The sequence below is a fragment of the Solibaculum intestinale genome (assembly GCF_040096205.1).
Taxonomy (GTDB): Bacteria; Bacillota; Clostridia; order Oscillospirales; family Acutalibacteraceae; genus Solibaculum_A; species Solibaculum_A intestinale.
The window spans coordinates 24,147-33,325 of the sequence record NZ_JBBMFD010000025.1 but is presented as its reverse complement, the minus strand read 5'-3'; the positions used below and the strand labels follow the sequence as shown (position 1 = coordinate 33,325).

The window sequence follows — 9,179 nt, the reverse complement described above, 5'->3', positions numbered from 1 at the left end:
CGGGCAAACCTGACGAAGTGGCAGGACGATTTTCACGCCTATATGGTGGAGAAATATCCTGACTTGGAGCGTGGGGAGAGTGCCAGCAAGACAGGCCGGAAGCATATCCCCACCCGGCTTTTCAAACAGGCTGTTTCCCTCTCCAAACAGGCCAGAGCCATTGAAGTCGCCCTTGACGGCATTAACCCGCTGAACGCCGGAAAGAAAAAAGAGGAAGCCCTCTCCATGCTGAAAAGGTGGTTCCCGCAGATGGAGAACTTCTCCGGGCAGTTGAAAAAGTACAAGGTCACGATCAATGACCTGTTGGCGGAGAATGAGAAGTTGGAAGCAAGGGCAAAGGCCAGCGAAAAAGGAAAGATGAAAGATACGATGGAACGGGCAAAGCTGAAAAGCGAACTGGACAATTTACAGCGGCTGGTTAACCGTATCCCGCCGGATATACTGGCGGAACTGAAACGGCAGCAGCGGCACACGGTAAAGGAAAGGTGATAGATATAAGCAGAAATTTTCGCCGCCCCTGTGCGGCATTGTACCTTGAAAACTGAATATGGAGGACACTGGATGGCAAAAAGCGAAAGCGATATTTTTACGCCCCGGACAGGGCAGGTCATACAAGCAGAGAACGGCACGCAGTATTTTGTATGTGGGAACAACCGTATAAAAATCTCCGAACACTTCGCCGCAGGCGGGAAGCCCCTCGGTGATCTGATTGTAGATGTGGTGCGGCACACCGCAGAAAAAGCCGCTTCAACCTGATAGCCCATCATTGATAGCACGCCCACGCTTATGATATAATTGCCATAGAGCAAAAGTATTGTAAGCGTGGGTTGTTTCTTTAGAAGGAGGATTTTTAACGGTGAAACAACCTTACAATACTACGATTTACAACACAGCGCTTTATATGAGATTGAGCCGGGACGATGAAAACTATGGTGACAGTGTAAGCATTGAAACACAGCGGACAATCCTGCAACAGTACGCAAAGGAACAGGGGCTTCATGTAGTCGGTGAGTATGTGGACGATGGCTGGTCGGGGACGAACTTTGAACGGCCGGATTTTCAGCGCATGATGGACGATGTGGAAGCCGGAAAAGTAAACTGCATTGTCACGAAAGACCTGTCTCGTTTTGGGCGGGAACATGTGATGATGGACTACTATCTGGAATTTCTGTTCCCGGAAAAACGAGTGCGCTATATCGCCGTTGCGGAGAATGAGGACACAGAAAAAGGGCTTTCCGATTTTGTCCCATTCAAAAACCTGTTCAATGAATGGTTTGCGAAAGATACGAGCCGCAAGGTAAAGGCCGCTTTCAAAGCGAAGTTTGCCACAGGACAGCGTATCGGCGCCTATGCTCCCATCGGGTACAGGAAACACCCGGAAATCAAAAACAAGCTGATAATCGACGAGGAAACCCGCTGGATCGTGGAGAAGATTTTTGACCTTGCTATTCACGGCAAAGGGGCGGCCAGCATTACAAGGATATTGATTGCGGAAAAAGTACCGACGCCGGGATTTATCAACTTCCAGCGTGACGGGACTTTCGCCAATATCTATGCTGGCGCACCAGAGGAAAAAGGCTACGCATGGACGATAGCGCAGGTCAAAAGCATTATGAAAGATGAAACCTACATCGGCCATACCATCCACTACCGGGAGACCAATATTTCCTTTAAGAACAAGCGGAGGATACGCAAGCCCCAAAGCGAATGGGTGCGGGTGGAGAACACGCAGGAGCCGATTATCAGCGAACAGGTTTTCCGGCAGGTACAGGAGCAGATCGCAAGCCGCCGGAGGGAGCGCAAGAATGGCACGACACAGATTTTTGCGGGGCTGATAAAGTGTGCGGACTGCGGCTGGTCGCTGGCCTACGGGGAGAACAGACAGAACAGCAAGCCCTATGGCTACTACCATTGTAGCAAGAACGGGCAAGGCACACGCCAATGCTCCATGCACTACATCCGCTATGATGTGCTTTACGCCTATGTCCTCTCCCGTCTGCAATACTGGTCGGCGCTGGTACAGCACGATGAAGAACAGCTTTTGAAACGGCTGCTGAACGCCAATGACAAAGGACAGGCCGCCGCAAGAAAAAAACAGGCTGCTGAACTGAAAAAAGCGGAGAAGCGGAAAGCCGAGGTCGATACCCTGTTTGCCCGGATGTATGAGGACTGGGCGGCGGGGCGTATCACAGAATACAACTTCAATATGCTGTCCGGGAAGTACCAAAGCGAACAGGCGGAACTGGAAGAAAAGATTGAACAGCTTCAATCTGCTATTGCCGCTGAAAGCCAGAGTGCCGCAGACGCAGAAAAATGGATTGCCTTGATGAAAGAGTGCGTCAATCCAACAGAACTGACCGCCGAACTTTTGAATACGCTGATTGAAAAAATCGTTGTCCATGAAGCGGTCAAAGGTGAGGACGGAAGCCGGGAACAGGAGGTAGAAATCTTCTACCGCTTTATCGGCAAAATTGATTAAATGACACCAATATTTTTAACTATGTGATACCGGGTTTTCACACTCTTGAATCACATAGATATCTGCATCCAAATCGCTAATGACCTTGCATTTCTCCCGAAACTTACCATTACAATTCCAACTAACTAATCTCATCTATGCGTTTTCCAGCTTCCTATTAATTCTTGTCAGCCGCGCCACTGTTTCCACATGGGCGGTGCGGGGGAACATGTCCACCGGCTGCACAGCATTCGTATGGTAGCCGAGCGCTCCGAAGACTTTTAAATCTCTCGCAAGCGTCTCCGGGTCGCAGGACACGTACACAATCCGCCCAGGCCCCATCTGGGAAACGGTCGCGGCCAATTCTTCTGTGCAGCCCTTGCGAGGCGGGTCGAGAAGCACCACGTCCGGCCGGATACCATCCTTTGCGAGCCGGGCGGCGGCAGTGGCCGCGTCTGCGCACAGAAAGGCTGCATTATCTATGCCGTTTCGCCTGGCGTTTTTCCTGGCGTCCTCCACCGCTTGGGGAACCACCTCCACCCCAATGATGCGTCCGGCCTTTTTCTCCATGGTTAAACCAATGGTCCCGGTCCCGCAGTACAAATCGAGCACGGTTTCGCTCCCAGTGAGCCCCGCGTATTCGGCGGCTTTGCGGTAGAGCACCTGGCACTGGCGGCGGTTAACCTGGTAAAAGCTCAGCGGGGAGATGGATACCCGAATCCCGCACAGCACGTCTTCAATCGCCGGTATCCCCCACAACGTGCAGCAGGTTTCCCCCACAATCACATTGGTGCGCGCTTCATTGACATTGAGTACCACGCTGGCAAGACCCAAAACCTGCTCGCGCAATGCTTCCAGCAGCTTATCCGAATGGGGCAGTCTTTTGCCGTTTGCCACCAGGCAGACCATCACCTGTCCGGTTTTCTCACCCTTGCGCAGATAAATGTGGCGCACAAGGCCCCTGTGGTTCTTCTCCTCGTAGGCGGAAACCTGGTACCGCTCCATCCAACCAGCCACGGCTTTTACCGCGGCGGTAAACTCGGGCGGCTGCAAGCGGCAGTCCCGGCAGTCGACAATCCGGTGGCTGCGGGGGGCGAAAAAGCCGATCTGTAGCTGCCCATTTACCCGCGCTACCGGGTACTGGGCCTTATTTCGATAAGCGTCCACCGCTTCACTGCCGAGAACCGGCGGCACTTCGATTGGCATCCCTCCAATGCGGGTCAGCGCGTCCTGCACTCGCTGGCGCTTTGCCTTAAGCTCCGCCTCGTAGGTCAAATGCCGGTAGACACAGCCGCCGCACCGGCCGAATACCGGACAATCCGGCTCCACCCGGTCGGCGGAGGGCTCCAATATCTCTTCGATTTTCGCGAAGGCGTAGGTTTTATGCACCTTAACCACATGGGCACGCAAAAGGTCTCCCGGAGCGGCATAGGGAACGAACACCGCCATTCCTTCCGCTCGACCCACACCAGCGCCTTCCGCCGTCATACCGGTGATGCGAAGGGTAATTTCGTCATTTTTTTGCATGAGGTTCCTCCCCTTTCCCGTTTAAATCCTCAAATTCCACGATGCGGGTGCAGACCTGTTCGGCCAGCGTCCGGTTGTGGGTAATCACCAAGAGCCCCATTCCCCGTTTTTCACTGAAGTGGAGCAATAGCTCCCACAGCTGAGCCTGGGTAATGGGGTCGAGCATGGTGCTGATTTCGTCGCAGAGCAAAAACCTTGTCTTGGGTCCTAAGGCACGGGCAATGCAAAACCGCTGCAGTTCCCCGCCCGACAGTTCTCTTGGATACCGGGTGAACCATTCCTTTTCGATGCCAAGCGCGTTTTGCACGTCCTGGTCGGGAAAATACCCTTCGTTGAGAGTCTGTTCCATCCGCCACTTGGGGTCCACCGCCTGCTCCGGATGCTGGAAGATGAGCTGTACCGGCCGGTACCCCTTTTTGGGCAGCGGCTTTTCGTCCAGCCGTACTTCTCCCGCCTGAGGGCAAAGCATTCCGGAAAGCACCTTTGCCAAAGTGGATTTGCCGCAGCCGCTGGGACCGACCAGTCCCACCCGCTCCCCTTCCTCCATGAAAAAGCAAAGCCCTTGGAGCACCGGACGCTTTGAATAGCTTACCACCAAGTCGATTCCTTCAAGTCGCATGTATACACCTCACGGTCCCACCCCGAAGAGGGCGCAGCGGTACCGGTTTTTCCCAGCATAGAGCCGTTTTCTTCAGGCAGCGGGGAGCAAAGGGGCAACCCTTCACCCGTTCGCCGGGCGAAGGCATATTTCCCGCAATCGGGTGAAACCCGTTTTGAGGCAGCGCATTCCACAAGCTTTGGCTGTAAGGATGGCGCAGGGCTGCTCCGTCTTCGGTAAAGTCGGTGGCTGGGGCGATTTCCAGCAGGGTTCCCGCGTAAAGCACCGCCACCCGGTCGGCGCATTCCACCGCCAAGTCCAAATCGTGGGTGATGAGCAGCACCGTTCGCCCCTCCTTGGCAAAAGCGCGCAGATGACGCAGCACATGCCGAGCGGTCTCCCTGGAAAGGCCGGGGGTGGGCTCGTCGGCCAGCAGAAGCTTCGCCCCGCTGAGCACCGCCGCGGAAAAGAGCACTCTGCGGGTCATCCCGCCGGAGAGCTCAAAAGGGTACTTTTTCATTACCTCCGGCGATAGGCCGTATTCTTCAAAGAGGGCGGCCGTCTTCGCCCGTCCCTCCTGTTTGTTCATAGGATAATAGACCTGACGCCCCACCGGCATCAACGGGTCAAGGTAGGTGACTGCCTGGGGAATCAACGTGATTTCCGTTCCCCGCAGGCGAGGGAGGGTTTTCTCGTTGAGCGCCTGCTCTTTATAGGTCATCCGCCCGGTTACCTCCGCGTTTTTCGGCAATAGCCCCAAAACCGCGTGGGCAAGCAGGCTTTTTCCGGCGCCGGAGGCACCCACCACCGCCAGAATTTCCCCTTTTTTTGCCGTCAGGCTCAGGCCGGACAGGGCAGTGGTTTGAACCCCTGCAGAAACAAACTGCACCGACAGGTCCTCAATGGTCAGAAGCGTCTGGTTTTCCATGCCCTTTTCGTCCTTTCCTTCGTCAGATGGAGGCTTCTTTGGTAAACCTCTTTTGCAGCCAGCCTCCCAGGTACTGAAATAAAAGCACGCCCGCCAGCAGGCTAAGCCCCGGGAACACCGCCAGCCACCACATGCCGGAGGTCAGATAGTCCATCGACTCGGCGAGCAGGATTCCCATGGCGGGCTCGTGGGGGGATAGGCCGAAGCCCAGAAAGGTGATGGCGGACTCGTGCAAAATAGCGTGGGGAAAAAGCAGCACCGTTCCCACTACCAGTTGGGGAAGCAGGTGGGGCAGCATATGCCTTGCCGCCAGGAACAACGGTCCCTTTCCCATCTGCCTGGATACGAGCAGGTATGGCGCGCTTCGCAGGCTTAGAAGCTCTGCGCGCACCACTCTGGCAAGGCTGGGCCAATGGGTGACCGCCACGCCCACCACCACTCCCTTCATCCCGCCGCCCAGCGCGAAGGAAATCAGGAGAACCAGCAAAATATGGGGAATGCCCAAAAACAGGTCGATGACCCAGGATACCGCCCGGTCCGCCTGTTTTCCGCCCACCGCTGCGACCGTCCCCAATGCTAGGGCCACCGCCGCGCTAATAAGCGCGGCCAGAAGCCCGACCCCAAGGCTTCGGGACATGCCGAACAAGGTCCTTGTAAGCATGTCCCGGCCCATCCAGTCTGTCCCGAAGGGGTGGTCGAAGGAAGGGGCAAGGCCGCTTTGAGAAAAGTCGGTGGTCAGTTGACCCTGGTCGCCGAACACCCCATAGAAAAGCAAAAACAGCAGGCATATAGAGGCGGCTGCCGGCCCAGCCAAGGTCTTGACCGAAGAAACCCGTTTCATACTCCACCTCGTTTCTGACGGCGGATACGCGGGTCAATCAAAAAAGTGAGCAGGTCGGCAATTGAGTTGCCTATAAACACGAACAAGGTGGAAAAAAGCACAATGCCCAAAAGCAGAGGCAGGTCCCCGTTTAAGCCCGCTTCGGTGGCCGCCCGGCCTAACCCTGGGTAGGAAAAGACCTGCTCGGCCAGCACCGACCCGCCGAACAGCTCCGCAAAGGAAGCGAACTGTAAGGTAACCGCCGGCAGGGCCAGATTTCGAAGGCCGTGCCGGCGCAGGGCGGTCCACTCCCCTTCTCCCCGCGCCCGGGCATAGAGCATGTAATCGGAACGGTTGATGTCCATAAGCTTTTCCCTGGTATGCAGCGCAACGGGCGCCATGCCGGCTAAGGACAGGGTGAGGGCGGGCAGGATTACATGGGAAAGCCGGTCGAAAAGGGTCACATCCTGCTCCAATACCCCGATGGGCACGCTCAGCCCCACCGGGAACCAGCCAAGCCACACCGCGAAAATAAGAAGCAGCACCATTCCCACCCAGAAGGTGGGGGTGGAGGACAACAGCAGGCAGAAGCCGCGAATCCCTTTGTCCCACAGGCTTCCCTCTCTGCGTCCCGCCAGGATGCCTAACCCCAGACCGATAAGCCCGGAAAAAATCCAGGCGATCCCCATGAGCCAAAGGGAAGCGAGAAACCGCTCCCCGATCACATCGAGCACCGGGCGGCGGTAGAGAAGCGAAGTGCCAAAGTCCCCCTGGGCGATGGAGGAAAGCCATAAGCCGAACCGCTCGACCGGAGGCTGATCAAGGCCCCAATGGGCGGCGATTTCTTCCCGCTGCTGCTCGCTCACCGTCACCGACGCGCCCACATAGGCCTCCACCGGGTCGATGGGCGACAGGCTCAGAAGAAAGAAGGAAAGCAGGCAGGACGCCAGCAGCAAAGAAAGCATCCGAAGAAGCTTTCCTAGTAAAAACCGCGCTGTTTTTCCCGCCATGCCTCTTCCTCCTTCCTGCTGTTTGGATTCCTGCGTGTTTATTTTGCCTTCCAGTCAGCCACGTTCCAAAGAAGCGGCCAGTCATGCCCGTGGGGATGAAGGCGCTGGGTGCCGATATCCACCCCGTCGCGCACGTAATAAACATGGTCGGCGTTTACAAGCCACATCCAGGCCGCATCGCCCTGGTAGGCAAAGCCGGTGGTCCCGTCAAACTGGGCCTTCTTCCAATATTCGTACGCTTCTTCCTGGCTGGTGGCCTCCATAGCCTGCTTGAGATAACCGTCCACGGTGGGATTCTGATAGTAGTTGGGGTTATTATAGGAATCGCCAGACATGGCGCTGTCATAGATGTTGTAAACTTCCAAAGGCGTATAGTTGCCGAAGCCGAACATGACCGCTTCCGCGTGCATCACCCGCTCAATTTCATTCCAGCTGGCCCCGTGCAGCTCAATGACGATGCCGATGGTCTTGGCAAAGTCCGCCACCGCCACCGCCAGGGACTGACGCACGCTGTCATCTGCCGGGTAATAAAGCTTAAAAGTAGCGCTGACGCCGTTTTTCTCCCGCACGCCGTCGCCGTTTGCATCCACCCAGCCAGCTTCCTCCAGAATCTGTTTGGCGAGGCCGGGATCGTTGTCGGCAAACACCGTTTCCTCGTTAAACCAAGGCAGAGAATCGCACAGCGAATAGGCCGGGGACCCATTTCCCGCCAGGATGCCCTTGACCAGCTCTTCCCTGGAAATGCCCACGTTGAGGGCCTTGCGGATGGCCGGGTCGCAGGTCACGTCGTTGCCCACGGGGTTGCCGTCCTTGTCCGGCGCGCTCACCTTCTGCATGGGGAAGGAAATGCCCCGGTTGTCGCAGCTTTTGATGTTGATGAGCTGCATGCCGTCGATTTTCTGGTTGCGCGCCACAGCGGTGGCGGCGATGGCCACGTCCACCGTGCCCGCCTTGGCCGCGGCGAAGGCCGCGCTTTCGCTCAGGAACAGGACGGTGAGCCTCGTGTAATAGGGCTTGTCCCCGTAGTAATACTCGTTTGGAACCAGAACAATCTGCTGACCCTTATCCCACTGGATGAGCTTATAGGGGCCGGAACCGACGGGATGCTGGCCGTAGGTTTCATCGTACCCGTTCATGGGTACGATGCCGATGGTGGTCAGCACGCTGGCAAAGACCGACGAGGGCGTATTTAAGTGAAAATCCACCGAGTAGGCGGAAGTGACCTCCACCGAGTCGAGCATGGTCAAATCCACGCTGGAGCTGCTTTTCTTCGCCGTTTCATAGGTGAACTTCACGTCGTGAGCGGTCATCCCCTTGCCGTCGGAGAACTTCACGTCCCGGCGCAGCTGCACCGAATAGGTTCTCCCGTCCCCGCTTACCTGCCAGCCTTCCGCAGCATCATTGACCAGCGTAAGCGTCTCGTCATACCGCAGCAGAGTGCTGTGAAGAAAGGACGTACCGTAAGCGCCCCAGCCGGTGGTGGGGTCGAACCCGGCCTCCGGCTCGTCTCCCACTCCCGCCAGCACAAGCTCGGTAGGGCTGCGCTGGTACTTGGACGAATCGGTACAGCCGGAAAAGAGCCCGGTCAGCATACAAAGGAGCAGCGCCCAGGCGATTTTTTTGGCAATGGTTCGTTTCATGAATTCCTGCCTCCAACTTGCGTGATTTTGCTTGAATTCTTTTATTGTAGTCGAATTGAGGGGAGATTTCAACTAGATTGCGCTTCCGGCGCATTTCGCCCGCCTGGACAAAAGCCGCTTATATGACATAGCCAAGCCCCGGCCCCTCCTTTCGGCCGGATACGGCTCGTGTACACAAATAAGGTGCCGGGACAGCGA

8 protein-coding genes and 1 pseudogene are annotated in these 9,179 nt (G+C 56.3%); 3 read left to right on the top strand and 6 right to left on the bottom strand.

The window, feature by feature from the left end; genetic code table 11:
• From WMO26_RS11535 to WMO26_RS11525, 3 genes and pseudogenes are all read left to right on the top strand, one after another.
• A pseudogene (locus tag WMO26_RS11535) lies at window positions 1-489 on the top strand (MobV family relaxase); the annotation flags it as partial.
• Between the two features lie 72 nt (window positions 490-561).
• The gene (locus tag WMO26_RS11530) at window positions 562-756 is read left to right on the top strand and encodes a hypothetical protein (RefSeq protein ID WP_002334813.1); all 195 of its coding nucleotides are present in this window, start codon (window positions 562-564) and stop codon (window positions 754-756) included.
• Window positions 757-856: 100 nt separating this feature from the next.
• Window positions 857-2,479 carry a recombinase family protein gene (locus tag WMO26_RS11525; protein WP_435431558.1) on the top strand — a complete coding sequence of 541 codons (1,623 nt, stop codon included), beginning with the start codon at window positions 857-859 and terminating at the stop codon, window positions 2,477-2,479.
• Window positions 2,480-2,614: 135 nt separating this feature from the next.
• Here WMO26_RS11525 and rlmD read toward each other — a convergent pair whose 3' ends face one another.
• From rlmD to WMO26_RS11495, 6 genes are read right to left on the bottom strand one after another with little or no spacing between them, the layout of a single operon-like run.
• Complete coding sequence (gene rlmD / locus WMO26_RS11520; protein WP_349220548.1) at window positions 2,615-3,985, bottom strand: 23S rRNA (uracil(1939)-C(5))-methyltransferase RlmD; 1,371 nt, start codon at window positions 3,983-3,985, stop codon at window positions 2,615-2,617.
• Complete coding sequence (locus WMO26_RS11515; RefSeq protein ID WP_349220546.1) at window positions 3,972-4,604, bottom strand: ABC transporter ATP-binding protein; 633 nt, start codon at window positions 4,602-4,604, stop codon at window positions 3,972-3,974. Before WMO26_RS11515 ends, rlmD begins: the two co-directional genes overlap by 14 nt.
• Window positions 4,594-5,511 carry an ABC transporter ATP-binding protein gene (locus tag WMO26_RS11510; RefSeq protein WP_349220545.1) on the bottom strand — a complete coding sequence of 306 codons (918 nt, stop codon included), beginning with the start codon at window positions 5,509-5,511 and terminating at the stop codon, window positions 4,594-4,596. Before WMO26_RS11510 ends, WMO26_RS11515 begins: the two co-directional genes overlap by 11 nt.
• A 22-nt stretch (window positions 5,512-5,533) precedes the next feature.
• Window positions 5,534-6,352 (bottom strand): ABC transporter permease, encoded by an 819-nt coding sequence (locus tag WMO26_RS11505; protein WP_349220544.1) that lies wholly within the window; start codon window positions 6,350-6,352, stop codon window positions 5,534-5,536.
• Window positions 6,349-7,341, bottom strand: coding sequence for an ABC transporter permease (locus WMO26_RS11500; protein WP_349220542.1), 993 nt, complete (start codon window positions 7,339-7,341; stop codon window positions 6,349-6,351). The genes WMO26_RS11505 and WMO26_RS11500 overlap by 4 nt, the downstream gene beginning before the upstream one ends.
• 38 nt (window positions 7,342-7,379) lie before the next feature.
• On the bottom strand, window positions 7,380-8,981 hold the full coding sequence (locus WMO26_RS11495; protein WP_349220540.1) for an ABC transporter substrate-binding protein: 1,602 nt from the start codon (window positions 8,979-8,981) through the stop codon (window positions 7,380-7,382).
• Between the last annotated feature and the right edge of the window lie 198 nt (window positions 8,982-9,179).

Excerpts from the sequence above, each read along its gene's own strand:
- WMO26_RS11530 (WP_002334813.1), top strand. The coding sequence starts at position 562 with ATGGCAAAAAGCGAAAGCGATATTTTTACGCCCCGGACAGGGCAGGTC.
- rlmD (WP_349220548.1), bottom strand. The coding sequence starts at position 3,985 with ATGCAAAAAAATGACGAAATTACCCTTCGCATCACCGGTATGACGGCG.
- WMO26_RS11515 (WP_349220546.1), bottom strand. The coding sequence starts at position 4,604 with ATGCGACTTGAAGGAATCGACTTGGTGGTAAGCTATTCAAAGCGTCCG.
- WMO26_RS11510 (WP_349220545.1), bottom strand. The coding sequence starts at position 5,511 with ATGGAAAACCAGACGCTTCTGACCATTGAGGACCTGTCGGTGCAGTTT.
- WMO26_RS11505 (WP_349220544.1), bottom strand. The coding sequence starts at position 6,352 with ATGAAACGGGTTTCTTCGGTCAAGACCTTGGCTGGGCCGGCAGCCGCC.
- WMO26_RS11500 (WP_349220542.1), bottom strand. The coding sequence starts at position 7,341 with ATGGCGGGAAAAACAGCGCGGTTTTTACTAGGAAAGCTTCTTCGGATG.
- WMO26_RS11495 (WP_349220540.1), bottom strand. The coding sequence starts at position 8,981 with ATGAAACGAACCATTGCCAAAAAAATCGCCTGGGCGCTGCTCCTTTGT.